This is a genomic window from Streptomyces cynarae (assembly GCF_025642135.1).
GTDB lineage: Bacteria > Actinomycetota > Actinomycetes > Streptomycetales > Streptomycetaceae > Streptomyces > Streptomyces cynarae.
On sequence record NZ_CP106793.1, the window covers coordinates 1,622,725 to 1,638,389 of the forward strand.

At 73.4% G+C, this 15,665-nt stretch carries 14 protein-coding genes and 2 pseudogenes; 8 read left to right on the forward strand and 8 right to left on the reverse strand.

Annotated features, from left to right (window positions below; all coding sequences use genetic code 11):
- Nucleotides 1–51 precede the first annotated feature (51 nt).
- The 3 genes from N8I84_RS07650 to N8I84_RS07660 form a co-directional block, all read right to left on the reverse strand.
- Nucleotides 52–930, reverse strand: coding sequence for a hypothetical protein (locus N8I84_RS07650; protein WP_263228846.1), 879 nt, complete (start codon nt 928–930; stop codon nt 52–54).
- Nucleotides 931–985: 55 nt separating this feature from the next.
- Nucleotides 986–2,512 (reverse strand): hypothetical protein, encoded by a 1,527-nt coding sequence (locus N8I84_RS07655; RefSeq protein WP_263228847.1) that lies wholly within the window; start codon nt 2,510–2,512, stop codon nt 986–988.
- 87 nt (nt 2,513–2,599) lie between these two features.
- Nucleotides 2,600–3,310, reverse strand: coding sequence for a GntR family transcriptional regulator (locus tag N8I84_RS07660; RefSeq protein ID WP_263228848.1), 711 nt, complete (start codon nt 3,308–3,310; stop codon nt 2,600–2,602).
- A gap of 194 nt (nt 3,311–3,504) precedes the next feature.
- On the opposite strand from N8I84_RS07660, the gene N8I84_RS07665 reads away from it, so the two are divergent.
- The 5 genes and pseudogenes from N8I84_RS07665 to N8I84_RS07685 all read left to right on the forward strand — a co-directional run bounded on the left by N8I84_RS07665 (nt 3,505) and on the right by N8I84_RS07685 (nt 7,970).
- On the forward strand, nt 3,505–4,824 hold the full coding sequence (locus N8I84_RS07665) for an MFS transporter (protein WP_263228849.1): 1,320 nt from the start codon (nt 3,505–3,507) through the stop codon (nt 4,822–4,824).
- Nucleotides 4,821–5,666, forward strand: coding sequence for a putative hydro-lyase (locus N8I84_RS07670; RefSeq protein ID WP_263228850.1), 846 nt, complete (start codon nt 4,821–4,823; stop codon nt 5,664–5,666). Before N8I84_RS07665 ends, N8I84_RS07670 begins: the two co-directional genes overlap by 4 nt.
- A gap of 72 nt (nt 5,667–5,738) precedes the next feature.
- A complete protein-coding gene (locus N8I84_RS07675; protein ID WP_263228851.1) occupies nt 5,739–6,491 on the forward strand; it encodes a LamB/YcsF family protein in 753 nt (250 codons plus the stop codon).
- Nucleotides 6,488–7,102: a 5-oxoprolinase subunit PxpB gene (gene pxpB, locus N8I84_RS07680; RefSeq protein WP_263228852.1), complete on the forward strand. Its 615-nt coding sequence runs from the start codon at nt 6,488–6,490 to the stop codon at nt 7,100–7,102. Before N8I84_RS07675 ends, pxpB begins: the two co-directional genes overlap by 4 nt.
- Nucleotides 7,102–7,970: pseudogene (locus tag N8I84_RS07685) on the forward strand (5-oxoprolinase subunit C family protein). The gene pxpB and the pseudogene N8I84_RS07685 overlap by 1 nt, the downstream one beginning before the upstream one ends.
- A gap of 9 nt (nt 7,971–7,979) precedes the next feature.
- On the opposite strand, the pseudogene N8I84_RS07690 reads toward N8I84_RS07685, so the two are convergent.
- The 3 genes and pseudogenes from N8I84_RS07690 to N8I84_RS07700 all read right to left on the reverse strand — a co-directional run bounded on the left by N8I84_RS07690 (nt 7,980) and on the right by N8I84_RS07700 (nt 11,204).
- Nucleotides 7,980–8,833 (reverse strand): annotated as a pseudogene (locus tag N8I84_RS07690) (SGNH/GDSL hydrolase family protein).
- Nucleotides 8,830–10,041: a glycosyltransferase gene (locus N8I84_RS07695; RefSeq protein WP_263228853.1), complete on the reverse strand. Its 1,212-nt coding sequence runs from the start codon at nt 10,039–10,041 to the stop codon at nt 8,830–8,832. Before N8I84_RS07695 ends, N8I84_RS07690 begins: the two are co-directional and overlap by 4 nt.
- Entirely contained in the window at nt 10,038–11,204 is a 1,167-nt protein-coding gene (locus tag N8I84_RS07700; protein ID WP_263228854.1) for a glycosyltransferase family 4 protein, read from the reverse strand. The genes N8I84_RS07695 and N8I84_RS07700 overlap by 4 nt, the downstream gene beginning before the upstream one ends.
- Between N8I84_RS07700 and N8I84_RS07705 the strand changes: the two genes are divergently transcribed.
- Nucleotides 11,106–11,324 (forward strand): hypothetical protein, encoded by a 219-nt coding sequence (locus tag N8I84_RS07705; protein ID WP_263235058.1) that lies wholly within the window; start codon nt 11,106–11,108, stop codon nt 11,322–11,324. The genes N8I84_RS07700 and N8I84_RS07705 overlap by 99 nt on opposite strands.
- Nucleotides 11,325–11,343: 19 nt before the next feature.
- Here the strand turns inward: N8I84_RS07705 and N8I84_RS07710 are convergent, their stop codons facing one another.
- Together N8I84_RS07710 and N8I84_RS07715 are read right to left on the reverse strand one after the other, a co-directional pair.
- Nucleotides 11,344–12,762 (reverse strand): HEAT repeat domain-containing protein, encoded by a 1,419-nt coding sequence (locus N8I84_RS07710; RefSeq protein ID WP_263228855.1) that lies wholly within the window; start codon nt 12,760–12,762, stop codon nt 11,344–11,346.
- 300 nt (nt 12,763–13,062) lie between these two features.
- Nucleotides 13,063–13,455 carry an ankyrin repeat domain-containing protein gene (locus tag N8I84_RS07715; protein ID WP_200421137.1) on the reverse strand — a complete coding sequence of 131 codons (393 nt, stop codon included), beginning with the start codon at nt 13,453–13,455 and terminating at the stop codon, nt 13,063–13,065.
- Between the two features lie 301 nt (nt 13,456–13,756).
- Between N8I84_RS07715 and N8I84_RS07720 the strand changes: the two genes are divergently transcribed.
- Together N8I84_RS07720 and N8I84_RS07725 are read left to right on the forward strand one after the other, a co-directional pair.
- Complete coding sequence (locus tag N8I84_RS07720) at nt 13,757–13,951, forward strand: hypothetical protein (protein ID WP_263228856.1); 195 nt, start codon at nt 13,757–13,759, stop codon at nt 13,949–13,951.
- Nucleotides 13,952–13,988: 37 nt separating this feature from the next.
- The gene (locus tag N8I84_RS07725) at nt 13,989–15,650 is read left to right on the forward strand and encodes a P-loop NTPase family protein (protein ID WP_263228857.1); all 1,662 of its coding nucleotides are present in this window, start codon (nt 13,989–13,991) and stop codon (nt 15,648–15,650) included.
- Nucleotides 15,651–15,665: the final 15 nt, after the last annotated feature.

Consider the following 15,665-nt stretch of genomic DNA (forward strand, 5'->3'; position numbering starts at 1 on the left):
CGGCGGACTCTCGTCGTGAATCTTGCTGGTGTGCGGAACAGTGAGGTTGTTTCAGGAGTGGAACGGCAGTCCGGCGTCGGCCACGAGCTCCAGGTCGTCGGTGTCCTCGGCGGGCAGCAGGGTCGCCGTGCCGTCGGTGACCGGGACGACGCCGAGTTCGAGGAGTTCGGCCATGGCGGCGCTGCCGGCCATGTCGCGCACCTGGAGCTGGTAGCGGGCCGTGGTGCGGTACGTGCCGCCGTGCTCGTCGCCCGTGCGCTGGAGGAATCCGGAGTCGGTGAGGAACGCGACGGCCTTCGCGACGATGCCGGTGGTCGAGGCGGCCGGCCGGCGCGCGTCCTTGGTGGCCCCGGTCGCGCTGCGTCTGGCCCACACCCGCCAGGCGGCCTCGAGGCCGGGCGCGTCGGTGGCCGGGTCGGTGTTCTCCCCCTGCTCCTCGGCCCGCTCCTCGAGGCGGCGGCAGGCCTGGCGGACGAAGGCGTCGACGCCGTTGACCGTGACGCGCCCGATGTAGCCGTCGTCGGCGAGGTCCTCAGGGCGCGGGAACGCCAGGGCGGCGACGGCCAGGTGGGCGAGCCCGTGCAGGAAGCGGTCGGCGGAGTCGGCCGATGTGCGACGCGCGTAGTCGCCCATGCGGACCGCGAACACCGAGTCCTCCGCCGCGGTGACGGCCATGCCCGCGCGCGGGGACACCTCCAGGACGATCAGGCCGAGCCCGGTGGCGACGGCGTCGGCGAGCCGCGCGAACGGCGGGTCCTCGCGGTAGCGGCGCAGCAGGTCGGCGTACTCCTGGTCGCGTGCGGGCTGCAGCTTGGGCTGCAGGCCGAAGGCGACGAGCCGCGCCGCGTCTGCGGCGTCGGCGGGGGTGACGGCGCTGCTCACCGGCGTGGCGGCGGCGTCCGGCTCACTCCACTCGACGTGCTCGGTCACGGTCGGGGCTCCTTGGTGCACTGCTGCTCGTTCGTGGTCATCGTGGTCATCGGCATCACGCCGCTTCCGTCCGGTCCGCCGCCATGCCCGCCGCGTCCAACAGGGCCGTGCCCACGATCAGGTCGGCCCCGCCGAACTCCGGGTCGTCCAGCTCGGTGCCGTCGTCCACCGCGAACAGCAGCTTCTCCTCCCCCTGCCGGTACGCCGTGCCCACCGGCGGGCTCGCCGCGTGCACAGCCAGCAGGGCGACCAGATAGGGCAGGTCGGGGTCCTTGCGGCGCGCCTCGGCCAACAGCCCCGACAGCCGTCGTGGTGCGTCCGCCGGCAGGTCGAGCAGTTCCATGGCGGCGGCCAGCTGCTCCTCGCTGAACCTGCTGTCGTCCGGTGTGGCGATCAGGTCCGGCTCGGGCATCTCGGCGCCCAGGTGCTCGCGCTCCACCGGGGGCGTCAGCAGCAGGTCGACGAGGTCTGAGACCCGCACGGAGAACGGCGTACGCAGTCCCGTGCCGTGCGTGAAGAAGGCGTCCGTGACCTGAGTCGCCCGCTCGAGCGCCAGAGGCAGCACCTGCGCGACGAGATGTCCGTAAAGGTCGATCCCGGACCTCGCGACAGGCGTGGCGAACGCCTGCCGGTCCTGCTCGGCGCGGAACAGCGGGCCCGCTTCCAGGAGCCGGGACTGCAGCTGCGTGTGCCGGCGGATGCAGTCCTTGACGATGTCGACGAGTTCGGCGGCGCGCCGCTTCTGATCGGGGTCCTCGGACTCGTCTCGGGCCTTGCGGATGTTGGTGAGGATCGCGTTCTCGTGGCGGTAGCGCTCGGCGACGTGGTCGAGGGCCTCGGTGATCATGTCCGGGACCGCGTTCAGCCAGTCCACCGCGCGGACGTTGCGCCGGGTGGCGTCCAGGGCCTTGCGCAGGGACTCCGAGTACTGCACGGTCCGGTAGCGCGCCTGCTCGGCCGCGAGCTGGGCGTCGGCGAGGCGGCCCCTGCTGATCAGCACCTCCAGTTTGACCTCGGCGGCGATCTGGGCGCTGGTGACATCGGTGTCGAGGGCGCCGACGAGGACGTTGACCGCCTCGTCCGTCGTCCGCAGGTAGACGCCTCCGCCGTAGCCCGGGACCTCCTCGATCAGTTTGAAGTCGTAGTCGCGGCGGACGTACGTGCCGTCCGGGGCGAACGTGCCGTAGACGGCGCGGAAGCCGCGGTCGACGCTGCCGACGTTGATCAGGTTCTCCAGGACCCAGCGGGCCACGCGCTCGTGTTCGGCGGGCGGGCGCTGCGGGGCCTGGGCGGCGATGCGCGGGATGAGGCGGGCGACTATCTGGTCGTGGTCCGCGCCCGTGTCGAAGTCCATGTTCAGCGTGACCAGGTCGATGGCGGCGAGGGCGATCTCCGCCATGCCGTACACCGAGTACTCGCCCGCGAGGTTGGCCTTGCGCGCGTCCAGGTCGTGCAGCGGCGCGGTGCAGGCGAGCGCGCGCAGCCGCCGGGCCAGCCCCTCGTCGGCGGCCGGCCCCGCAGCGGGGCGCGGCCCCGTGCCGAACTGGGGCGGAACACGATCCGTCGATGCAGGCGAAGTCACGGTGCACAGATTAGGTCCTGGGTCTGACAACGACCCAAATCGCCGGGTGCGCTCCGCCGGACGCGCCCTGCGGCAAAGCCGCCGATGTCAAGCCCCGCGTCCCTGACCTGTGCCGGCTACCCGGCGCCCGTACACCTCGACCAGGCCCGCTCGTGAGTCGTCGAGGTAGACCGCCAGGAGCTGCTCGGCCTTTTCGCGCTGCCCCGCCTGCAGGGTCCGGAGAATCTGTTCGTTGCGCGCCAGGTAGGGCTCGTGCAGCCGGCGCGGGTCCGCCACCACGTGGAACGCCAGGCGCAGTTCGGCGAAGACGCTGCGCATCAGTTCGTCCATGCGTTCGCTCCCGGCGAGCGCCACCAGTTCACGGTGGAAGTGGATGTTGGCCGTCGAGACGCCTTTCCAGTCACCTTCGCGCGCCGCCCGCTGCCCCTCCGCGACCGCCGCCGCGAGACCTTCGAGGGCGTACGGCGGCTGTCCGAGACCCCGTACGACGGCGCCCTCGACGAGCGTGCGGGTGCGGTAGATGTCCTCGACGTCGTCCACCGTCAGGACCCGTACGAAGACGCCCCGGTTCAACTCGTGGACGAGCAGCCTCTCGTGTGTGAGCAGCCGGAACGCCTCGCGCAGCGTGTTGCGCGAGACGCCGAGTGCGCCGCCGATGCTGTCCTCCGACAGCCGGGTGCCGGGCGGGAAGTAGCCCTCGGCGATACGGCTCCTGAGGATGTCCGACACCCGCTCGGCGGTGCTGGTGCGCCCCAGCAGCGCGCGGTCGTCGGCCAGTCCCGTCAGCTCCTCTGCCATGCCCGGAATTCAAGCGCAGAGACAAGGACGAGACAACGTGGGTATTGAAGGATCGTTCAACGATCCTCTACCGTGCTGGGCACGACACCGCTCCGCTCACCGTGGCGTCGCGTCTTCCGCACCCCACGGCTCATCCCGCAAGCACCCTCCGGCTCATCCCGCAAGCACCCTTCGTCCCTCACTGCGAGGTGCCCATGAGCACGACTCCTTCCTCCCCGGCCCCGACCGCCGACGCCCGCTCCGGCGCCGGTGAACGCGGCGCTGACGACGGCGCGTTGGGCTGGTTGCGCGCCCTCGGCCCGCGTGGCCGCCGTGCCTTCGCGGGCGCCTTCGGCGGCTATGCCCTGGACTCGTACGACTACTTCACGCTGCCGCTGAGCATGGTCGCGCTGGCGGCGTACTTCCATCTGGACAGCGGCCAGACCGGCCTGTTCACCACGGTCACCCTGGTCGTCTCGGCGGTCGGCGGCGCCGTCGCGGGTGTGGTCGCCGACCGCGTCGGACGGGTGAAGGCCCTGATGATCACCGTGGTGACGTACGCCGTCTTCACGGTCGCCTGCGGCTTCGCTCCGACCTACGAGACCCTGCTGGTCTTCCGTGCCCTGCAGGGCCTCGGCTTCGGCGGCGAGTGGGCGGTCGGCGCGATCCTGGTCGCCGAGTACGCGAGCGCCCGGCACCGGGGCCGTACCCTCGGCGCGATCCAGAGCTCCTGGGCCGTCGGCTGGGCGCTGGCCGCGGTCGTCTACACCCTGGTCTTCTCGTTCCTGGGCGACGACCTGGCCTGGCGGGTGATGTTCTGGACCGGTGCGCTGCCCGCGCTGCTGGTGATCTGGATGCGCCGCCGGGTGCACGACGCCCCGGAGGCGACGGCCCAGCGCGAACAGAGCGCACAGAAGGGCTCCTTCGCCGCGATCTTCAAGCCGGGCAGGGACGGGCAGCCCGGCCTGCTGCGCACGACGGTCTTCGCGGGTCTGCTCTCCACCGGTGTCCAGGGCGGCTACTACACACTGGCGACCTGGGTGCCGACGTACCTGAAGTCGGAGCGGGGCCTGTCGGTCGTCGGCACCGGCTCCTACCTGACGTTCCTGATCTCCGGGGCCTTCCTCGGCTACCTCACCGGCGGCCACCTCACCGACCGGCTCGGCCGCAGGCGCAACATCTGGCTCTTCGCCCTGCTGTCGGCGATCTGCATCCTGGCGTACGCGAACATCCCGAGCGGCGCCAACACCCTGCTCCTGGTGCTCGGTTTCCCGCTCGGGTTCTGCATGTCGGCCATCTTCAGCGGCTTCGGGTCGTACCTGAGCGAGCTGTACCCGACGGCGGTGCGCGGCACGGGGCAGGGCTTCACCTACAACGCCGGTCGCGCGGTGGGCGCCGCCTTCCCGACCCTGGTGGGCTTCCTGGCCGACAGCTGGGGCGTGGGCGGTGCCCTGGTCTTCGGGGCGATCGGGTACGGGATCGCGGCGCTGGCGCTGCTGGGCCTGCCGGAGACGCGCGGGAAGGAGCTGCGGTGAACCGCACGGAAGACCACTCCCCGACCCTCACGGAAGACCGACCGCTGATCCTCGTCGACGAGCACGCGCACGCGTGGAGCGCGAAGGACGCCCGGGCCCGTGTCCGGGAGGGACTGAGCGGCCCCACCGCCGGTGTCGCCGCAGGCCACACCCAGGTCAACCTGATCTCGGTGCCCGCCGACTGGGCGTACGACACCCTGCTGTTCTGCCAGCGCAACCCCAAGCCCTGTCCGGTCCTGGACGTCACCGACGCGGGCTCCCCCACGACCGTTCTCGCGGAGGGCGCCGACCTGCGGACCGATCTGCCGCGCTACCGGGTGTGGCGGGACGGCGTACTGGTGGACGAGCCGACGGACGTCCGCTCCCACTGGCGGGACGACCTGGTGTCGTTCCTCATCGGGTGCAGCTTCACCTTCGAGTGGGCGCTCGGCGAGGCGGGCGTGCCCCTGCGCCACATCGAGCAGGGCCGCAACGTCCCGATGTACGTCACCGCCCGCCCCTGCCGTCCGGCAGGGCGGCTGCACGGCCCCATGGTGGTGTCCATGCGCCCGGTCCCGCCACGGCACCTGCCCGCCGCGATCCGGGAGAGCAGCCTGCTCCCCGCGGTGCACGGCGGCCCCGTACACTGCGGCGATCCGTCGGCCCTCGGCATCGAGGACCTCCGCCGGCCCGACTTCGGCGACCCGGTGGACGCCGAACCGGACGACATCCCGGTGTTCTGGGCCTGCGGCGTGACCCCGCAGGCCGCGGTGATGGCCTCACGCCCGCCGTTCGCCATCACCCACGCGCCGGGGCAGATGTTCATCACCGACGCCCGCGACGACCAGTACCGCGTGGTCTGACGACGACCGGTGCCACGTCGCTCGACGACGACCGGTACCGCGTCGCCCGACGGCGCCCGACCAGGAGGGACCATGATCGATCTGAACGCCGATCTCGGCGAGGGCTTCGGCCGCTGGCAGCTCACCGACGACGAGCGGCTGCTGTCGGTCGTCACGAGCGCCAACGTGGCCTGCGGGTTCCACGCGGGGGACGCGGCCACCATGCGCCGGGTGTGCGAACTGGCGGCCGAGCGCGGCGTTCGGATCGGCGCCCAGGTCTCCTACCGCGACCTGGCCGGTTTCGGGCGGCGCTCGATGGATGTGCCGCCCGACGAACTGGCCGCCGAAGTGGCGTACCAGATCGGCGCGTTGGAGGTCTTCGCGCGCGCGGCGGGCTCCCGCGTGGCGTACGTGAAGCCGCACGGCGCGCTCTACAACCGGGTGGTCCACGACGAGCGGCAGGCCCAGGCGGTCGTCGACGGCGTGCTGCTCGCCGACGCGACTCTGCCCGTGCTGGGGCTGCCCGGGTCGCGTTTCCTGGAGGTGGCCGGCAAGGCCGGGCTCCCGGTCGTCACCGAAGCGTTCGCGGACCGCGCCTACACCGAGGAGGGCACGCTCGTGCCGCGCGGCCGCGACGGGGCGGTGATCACCGATCCCGACACGGTCGTCGTGCGCTCGGTGGGCCTCGCCCGCTCCGGAACCGTCGCCGCCCACTCGGGGCGCGAGATCCCGGTGCGCGCACGTTCCTTGTGCCTGCACGGCGACACGCCGGGCGCGGTCGACCTGGCCCGCCGGGTGCGCGCCGAGCTGGAGGCCTCGGGTGTTCGTGTGGAGGCCTTCGCATGAGGGTGCTGCCCGTCGGGGACGAGGCGCTGCTGGTCGAGCTCTCCAGTGGCGACGAGGCACAGGCCCTGCACGCCGAGCTGCTGCGCCGTCGGGCCTCTGGTGAGCTGGCCGCTCGTGAGGTCGTCCCCGCGGCCCGCACGGTCCTCCTCGACGGCGTCGCCGACCCTGCCCGGCTCGCGGCCCGGATCGCCGAGTGGGACATCCAGCCGGTCGCCACGCGCGCGCAGAAGCCGGTCGAGATCCCCGTACGGTACGACGGTCCCGATCTCCCGGAGGTGGCCGCCGCGTGGGGCGTATCGCGCGAGGAGGTGGTGCGGATCCACGCGGCGGCCGAATTCCGGGTCGCCTTCTGCGGGTTCGCGCCGGGGTTCGGTTATCTCACCGGCCTGCCGGACCGCTACCACGTGCCGCGCCGGGCCACCCCGCGCACGGCCGTCCCGGCGGGTTCGGTGGCGCTCGCGGGCCCGTACACCGGGGTCTATCCACGCTCGTCGCCGGGGGGCTGGCAGCTCATCGGCACGACCGACGCGGTGCTGTGGGACCACGCGCGCGTGCCGGCCGCGCTGCTCACACCGGGCGTCAGCGTCCGCTTCGTCCCGGTGGGGTCCTGATGGCCGACCGTGCTCTCGTCGTCGTACGCGCCGGGCTGCTGACCACCGTGCAGGACCGGGGCCGGCCCGGCCACGCCCATCTCGGGGTGCCGCGTTCCGGGGCGCTCGACGCGCCCGCGGCGGCGCTCGTCAATCGCCTGGTCGGCAACCCACCGGAAGCCGCCGTCCTGGAGACCACGCTCAACGGCTGCGCGCTGCGCCCGCGTTCGGCGGTCGCCGTCGCGGTCGGCGGCGCGCCCTGCGCGGTCACCGTGGACGGCCGCCCCGCCCCGTGGGGGCGCCGGTCCGCGTGCCGGGCGGGGCGCTGCTGGAGGTGGGGCCCGCACGGGCCGGAGTACGCGGTTACGTCGGGGTCGCGGGCGGAGTGGCCGTGGACCCGGTACTCGGCAGCCGCTCCACCGACCTGCTCTCCGGGCTCGGCCCGCCCCCGCTCGCGGACGGTGCCGTACTGCCCCTGGGGGTACCGACCGGCCCTCACGCGCGCGTGGACGCCGTTCCCCAGCCGGGCCCGCCGGCCGAGCTGGTGCTGCGGGTGACGCTCGGACCGCGCGCCGACTGGTTCACCCGGGGCGCGCTCCGCACGCTCGTCACGCGCGCGTACCGGGTGTCCGCCGCGAGCAATCGCATCGGCCTGCGCACCGAAGGGGCCGCCCTGGAGCGTGCCCGGACCGGTGAACTCCCCAGCGAGGGCATGGTGCTGGGTGCGGTGCAGGTGCCGCCCGACGGCCGCCCGGTCGTCTTCCTGGCCGACCATCCGACCACCGGGGGGTACCCGGTGATCGCGGTCGTCCGCACCGCCGACCTCGCGGCCGCCGCCCAGGCGGCCCCGGGCACCCCCGTGCGGTTCACGGCCGTGAGCCGCCGGTAGACGGGCCGCTCACGCCGCGTCCGGCTGCTCCGCGACCGACAGCGCGGCCAACGCGGAGGCCACCGCGTGCGATGCCGTCAGGTCCAGCCGGGCGCTGGTCCCCCTGGCCTTGTGACGGACCTCGTCGGCGGCCAGCGTGAGCAGCTGCGGCAGCAGATCGGTGCACCGCCTGGCCACCCAGCCCGTCCCGGCGGTGGCCAGCCACCACAGGCTCGCCGAGCGGCTCGGCGCCGGCACCTCGGGGTCCACCGAGGGCGCGGTACCGGTGGCGAGGCCCGCCTCGGCGAGCAGCGCGTGGAAGCGCAGGGCGAGCTGCCGGTGCCCGCGCTCCCCGGATGCAGCCGGTCCGCGCTCCACATCGCGCGGTCGCTGATCCAGTCCCCGTCCGCCGCGTGCAGATGCACCGCCCCGTGCCGTTCGGACAGCGCGTGCACGACCGTGTTGACGGCCCGCTGCCTGCGCGCCAGCGGGCGCGCCAGCGCCCCGGGCAGCCGCAGCATCGTCCCCGGGTCCGGCAGGCACGCCGTGAGCAGCACCGTGCCGTGCGCGCGGAACGCGGCGTACACCTGGTCGAGGCGGGCGGCCACGGCGTGGATGTCGAAGGTGCAGCGCAGGGTGTCGTTGACGCCTATGACCACGGAGACGACATCGGGGCGCAGGTCGAGCGCGGCCGGGGTCTGCCGTTCCAGGAGGTCCCGGGTCTGGGCGCCGCTGACGGCGAGGTTGGTGAACTCCGCGGGGCTGTCCGCCGGGGCGAGCCCTTCGGCGAGGAGCGCGGCCCACCCCCGCCAGGTGTCCCCGACGGGGTCGCCCACGCCTTCCGTCAGCGAGTCGCCGAGCGCGACGAACCGCAGGGGTCTCATCGCACGCCCTCCCGGGCCGCCTCCCGCGGGCGGGGGTCACCGGCCGCCGTCGGAGTGTCGAACGGCAGGGCGTCGTGCGCCGCGAGGAACGCGTCCACCGCCGTCTTCCAGCCGAAGCACTCGGCACGCGCGCGTGCCGTCTCCCGGCGCTCGCACTCGGAGCGTTCCATGAGCAGCTCCACCGCGTCGGCGAAGGCCTCACCGGTGTTCACGGCGGTCGCCCCGGCCGAGCCGATCACCTCGGGCAGCGCGGAGAGGGCGCTGGCCACCACGGGCGTGCCGCACGCCATCGCCTCCAGGGCGGCGAGCCCGAAGGTCTCGGCGGGACCCGGGGCCAGGCACACGTCGGCCGTGGCCTGCAGCGCGCCGAGCAGGTCCCGGTCGGCCACGTGACCGAGGAAGGCGACGGGCAGCCGCCGCTCCTCGGCCCGCTGTTCGAGCCGGGCCCGCAGCGGCCCGTCCCCGGCGACCACCAGCACCACGCGCCGTCCGCGGTGCAGCAGGGCCTCCAGGGCGTCCAGGGCCGTGCCGGGCTTCTTCTCCACGGACAGCCGGGAGCACATGACGAGCAGCGTCTCGTCCCCGCGCGCGTACCGTGCGCGCAGCCCCGCGTCCCGCAACGCCGGGTGCCGCTGTGCGAGGTCGACGCCCAGCGGTGCCCGTACGACGTTGCGGGCGCCGATCCGTACGAACTCACGCTCGGCGAACTCGGTGGTGCACACCACGCGCGCGTAGGTGTGTGCCGTACGGGTGTTGAGGGCGTCGGCTGCGCGCCGGGACATGGTCTCGGACAGGCCCCAGGTGCGCAGGACGCCGTCGGCGGTCTCGTGGGAGACCATCACGGCGGGGACCCGGGCGCGCCGGGCCCACTTGCCGGTCCAGCGCAGGGTCGTGCGGTCGGAGACCTCGAGACGGTCGGGGTCGAGTTCCTCCAGGAGGGCGGCGACGCGGCGCTTGTCCACGAGGACGCGGTAGCCGCCGGTGCCGGGCAGCAACGGCCCCGGCAGGGTGATGACCCGGCCCTGCTCGGTCATCTCGTCGGTGTGGCGCTCGCCGGGCACGATGAGCACCGGCGCGTGCCCGGCCTCCTTGAAGCCCTTGCCCAGCTCGCGCAGCGCGGTGCGCAGACCGCCGGATGTGGGGGCGACGAAGTTGGCGAGCCGCACGATACGCAGCCCGGCGCCGGTCCGCTCGGTGGCGAAGCTCATGCCGCCACCACCGTCTTGCGCGCGGCGAGCACGTCCGCGTAGTGGCCGATGAGCTGGTCGCCGACGGCAGCCCAGGTGCGGCCCTCGACGAGAGTGCGCGCGGCGGCCCCGTAGGCGGCCCGCAGCGCCGGGTCGGCCGCCAGGGACCACACGGCGTCCCGGAAGGCGGCCGCGTCCCCGGGCGGCACGAGCAGTCCGGTGCGGCCGTGAGCCACCAGGTCGAGCGGGCCGCCCGCGGCGGGCGCGACGACCGGCACGCCGCTCGCCATGGCCTCCTGCACGGTCTGGCAGAACGTCTCGAAGGGGCCGGTGTGCACGAAGACGTCCAGGGAGGCGAAGATCCGGGCGAGTTCGTCGCCGGTGCGGCGGCCCAGGAAGACGGCGCCGGGCAGGGCGGCGCGCAGGGTGGTCTCGCTCGGCCCGTCGCCCACGACGACGACGCGTACGCCGTCCATCCCGCAGGCGCCGGCGAGGAGTTCGACGTGCTTCTCGGGAGCCAGCCGGCCGACGTAGCCGACGATCAGCTCACCGTTCGGGGCGAGTTCCCGGCGGATCGCCTCGTCCCGCAGGCCTGGCCGGAATCGGGCGGTGTCGACGCCGCGCGGCCACAGCTGCACCCGGGGCACCCCGTGTGCCTCCAGGTCGTGCAGGGCCGCGCTGGAGGGCGCGAGGGTGCGGTCGGCGGCGGCGTGCACGGAGCGGATGCGCCGCCAGGCCGCCGCCTCACCGGCGCCCATGTAGGTACGGGCGTAGCCGGCGAGGTCGGTCTGGTAGATGGCGACGGCGGGGATGCCGAGCCGGGCGGCGGCCGCCATGCCGCGGACGCCGAGGATGAAGGGGCTGGCCAGGTGCACGATGTCGGCGCGGTGCTCGGTGATGGCCGTGGCGACGCGTCGACTGGGGAGTGCAACGCGCACCTGGGGATAGCCGGGGAGCGGTAGGGAGGGGACACGGACGACAGGGCACGGCGCGAGGGCGTCGGGCCCGGTGCCGATGGGGGCGCCTCCCTGCTCGAGCGCAGTCGAGTACCTGGGGGAGGTGGCCGGAGCGACGACGAGGGGAGCATGACCGCGATCGACGAGGTGCCGGGCGGTCTGCAGCGCGCAGTGGGCCACGCCGTTCACATCGGGGGGAAAGGATTCGGTCACGATGACGACACGCATACCCGTGTTCTCGCCGCGCCGGACGTGGCCGCGTCAACGTCGATCTTTCCGGCCGGGGAACGTCCCATGAGCGTTGAGCTGCACAGCCGAGCGGGTCCGCCCGTGTCCACGCACTCCTGACGCGCGGGTCACCGGATGTTCATACAGCAGGCATGTCGGGCCCGATCCGGCTGCGTACGGCCGTCTGCACCTCGGCCTCCTCGGCGGGGTCCGCGGCGAGCCGGCGCAGCCGCTCCACGACGCGGGCGTCTCCCGTCTCGGCGTGCCGTGCGGCGATCTCGCGGGTGGACTCCTCGCAGTCCCAGAGGCATTCGACGGCGAATCCCGAGGCGAAGGAGGGGTCGGTGGCGGCCAGCGCGCGGGCGGCTCGCCCCCGGAGATGGGAGGACGCGGTCTCGCGGTAGACATGGCGCAGGACGGGTGCGGCGCAGGCGATGCCGAGCCGTCCGGCGCCGTCGACGAGAGTCCACAGGGTCGACGCGTCGGGGCCCTCGCCCCGAACCGCCTCCCGGAGCGCCGCGAGGACCAGGTCGCTGTCCTGGGCACCGCCACGGCAGGCGAGCATGCGCCCGGCGGCCGCCCCGAGGGCGTCGGGCCGGCGGGCCCAGCCCCGTGCGCGGTCCACGGCGGCGAGACTGCGCATCCGTTCGAAGGCGTCCACGGCCGCGTCGACGACGAGCGCGGAACCCGTGGACACGGCATCCTCGATGAGCTCGAGGGCGTCCGGATCGTTGCTGTCGGCGAGGTAGCGCAGGGCCGTCGAGCGGGCTCCGTCGCCGCCCGAGCGGGCGGCCTCGACGATCTCGGGTCGATCCTCGGGGCCTGCGACGGCGGTGAGGCAGCGCGCGGCCGGCACGTGCAGCGCGGCACCGCGTTCGATGCCCTGCTGCGCCCAGTCGAACACGGCCTGCACGCTCCACCCCGGGCGAGGTCCCTGGGACCGCAGTTGCCGCTGCCAGCGGTCGAAACAGCCGGCCTCCTGTGCGGCACGCACGCGCGAGGCGATGGATTCGCGGGGGTCGTCGGCCCACAGCCGCCAGGGCCGCGGCTCGAAGGCGTCCCGGACGGCGGCGGCGAGTTCGGCCTCGCCCTCGGGGTCGGCCGGGAAGCGGGCCAGGACGGGAGCAGCCAGGGCGCGCAGGCCCGCGTCGTCGTCGCGCAGGGCGAGCTCGTCCAGTGCCCAGGCCCAGTTGGTGCCCGAGGCGGCGTACCTGCGCAGCAGTTGGAGCGCGTCGCGCCTGCCGTACGAGGCGAGGTGCCCGAGGACGGCGAGGGCGAGTCCGGTGCGGCACTCGTCGGCATCGAGGACGTCCTCGGCGCTGAACAGGTGCGCCTCGATGGCGTCCAGCTCGCCGCCCAGGTCGAGGTAGAGCCGGGCGTAGTACAGGGAGCGGTTCTCCACCTGCCAGTCGTGGCGGGGGTCGCGCAGTACACAGTGGTCGAGGGCCGCCAGCGCCTCGGCGCGGGGGGCGGTGAGCGCGTGCAGTGTGCCGTCGCCGCGGCCCCTCTGGAGCAGGCCGAGCAGCGTGCCGCTGGGCGCTATGACCGGTTCGAACATGGGAAACAGCCTCACATCAAGCGTCGACGCAACCGGGGGACGTGCATTACCTGGCCGCGTGACAACACGTCGGGCTGCCCGCCGTCTCTTGCTTGCTGAAGACCATTTTCCTCTGCCTCTCGTTGGTGGCCCGTGGGGACCGATCACGGTCCGCGCGGTGCGGCATCACCTGCCCGGCCGTCGCGTCCGTGAATCACGACGTCATGATGACCCGGGCTCTCGCGCTGCCGCGACCTTATTTCGGGCGGTCCGGTACCGCCTCCCCCGTTTTCGTCGTTTCCGCTGGTCAGTGTGTTCGGATCAGTGTGCGCCGAACAGTTCGAGCAGGTCCGTCTTGCCGAACATCCTGGCGGTGTCGATCGCTGAGGGCGTCCCCGCGACCGGGTCGGCGCCGCCGTCCAGGAGGGCCCGGATGACCTCGGCCTCGCCCTTGAAGACGGCTCCGGCGAGCGGTGTCTGGCCTCGGTCGTTGGCCCGGTCGGCCTCCGCGCCGCGCTCGAGCAGGGCCCGGACGGCGTCGGCGTGGCCGTGGTAGGCGGCGAGCATCACCAGGGTGTCACCGCGGTCGTTGGTGAGGTTGGCCGGAACGCCCGCGTCGACGTATGCCGCGAGCGTCTCGGTCTCGCCTCGGCGCGCCAGATCGAAGATCTTGGTCGCGAGCTCCACGACCTCGGGGTCGGGGGCTTCACTCATCGGCCGGACCGCCTCTCCACTACGGCTGCTGGTACTGATGCCCGACGGGTGCCGGTACTGGTGCCCCGTTCGGGTGAATCGCCAGCGTACTGGCTTCCGCGTCACATGACCGGCACCGTACTCGGCAAAGATCACGACGAGGCCCGCGGCAGGCGTCAGGGCTGGTCAAGGGACGGAGGCGACTCCGCCGACCGAAGGAAATCCGGCGAATTTCACCCAGTTGCACCTTTTATCGTATGGATACATTCTGTGAGCCTGGAAGGACTCATGGTGACTGTCCCCGTGAACCAGGAGAGAACAAATGATTCTGAACATCTCGGGTGTCCTGCTGCTCGGCACCATCGTCTTCCTGTTCTGCCGCAAGGACGGCCTCAAGGGCCGGCACGCGATGACCTGCGGGCTATTCGGGTTCTACCTCTCGAGCACCGCCATCGCGCCGAGCATCAAGGCCGGCGGGGCGAGTCTCGCGGGCCTCCTGGGCGGGATCAACTTCTGAACCGGCCCCCATCCGCACACACCCTCAGGAGAACGACGTGGCTCGGCGTCCCCTCCCCCGCATTCTGAGCAACGGCGGCGACCGGATCGCCCGCAGCCGGGAGCTGGCGCGGGCGGCGGCCGGCGGCGCCACCGACGTCCTCCACCCGCTGATCACCATCACGCGCGGCCTGCGCCGGCTGGCCGCTGCCGGGCGGCTCGCGTGGGCGGACACACCGAAGGACCGGCGGGGACCGCTGCTCTTCCTGGTGGCCTCCGTGATCCTGGTCGTGGCGCTGGTGCCGTACGGGCCGCTGCTCGCCGCCATCACGTTGATGGCGGCGTCGGCCTGGAAGGGCCGGGAAAGCGGGTCGACGACGCCCCCGGGCCCCAACCCCGCGCAGACCAAGCGGCTGGGCGCCCTTTACGAGGCTCTGGTGCCGTACTTCTCGACCGCCGAGGACCCGGCTCCGCTGTACGCGCACGGCGGGGACTTCACCCAGGTCTTCTCCTCCTGCGAGTTCGATGACACCGGCCGCGTCTCCCGCCTCGTCATCCGTTATCCCGCCTACTTCACCGACGGCGAGCCCGCATCACGGGCCAGGATCGAACAGCTCCTGCACGCCAAGTCGGGCCGGGACCGCGAGTACCACTTCGCCTGGGACGAGGAGGGCAACGAACTGACGGTCACGGTGCTGCCTCCCCTGCCCACCGACATCGCCGCGCAGCGCTTCGTGACCGCCCCTGGCGAGACGGTCCTCGGCTTCACGGACCCGACCGGCGTCCAGCGCACGCTCCCCCTCACCCACGGCGAGGAGCGACGCGACATGCCTCCGGTGCTGTGGCGCACCGGCCCGCGGTGCGCCGAGCCGCACCTGCTGATCGCCGGCACACCCGCAAGCGGCACGACGACGCTGGTGCGCTCCATCGCCCTGCAGGCGCTTCAGCATGGGGACGTGCTGATCGTCGATGGCGGCGGCACCGGGGAGTACGCGTTCCTGACGGACCGGGACGGGGTGCTGGCGGTGGAGTCCGGGCTCGCGGGGGCGGCGGCGAGCCTGGAGTGGGCGACCCATGAGACGGAGCGGCGGCTGATCGCCGCCAACCGTGCCCGGCAGGCCGGTCACCCCCCGCCGGACGACGTCAGGCGCCCGCTGTGGATTCTGCTGGACCAGCCGACAGTCCTCGGGCCTCTCGCCGCCGCAGACGGCCGCGCCGATCCCCAGGCCCTGCTCCAGGTGCCCCTGCGGCACGGCCGCGCCGCGAACGTCACGGTCGTGGTCGCCGAGCAGGTGGACGCCCTGGACGGCCTGTCCGACGCGGTCCTGCAGCACACCCGCGCGCGAGTGGTGCTCGGCCCCGCGGCCCCCGGCGAGCTGGAGGCGGTGCTCGGCGCGCCGCGGCACACCACCCCCGTCAAGGACGTGCCGCCCGGCCGCGGTTACGCCCGCCTCGGCTCGGGCCCGGTCCACCGCCTCCAGGTACCGGCCACCCCGGACCCGTACGACGACACCGCCGACGAACAACACCGACAGGCGGTCCTCGCCCTGCTCCCCCGCCGCATCGAACCGATCGCCCCTGGCGAACCGATCGCACCAAGCGCACCGATCGCGCCGAGCGCACCGGTCGCCCCCAGCGCTCCGATCGACTGCGACAAGTCGGCGGGCCGCAGCGCACCGGTCGAGCCGGTCCCGACGGAGGCGCTGGCCGTGGAGGGCTGACCGCAGCCCCGCACC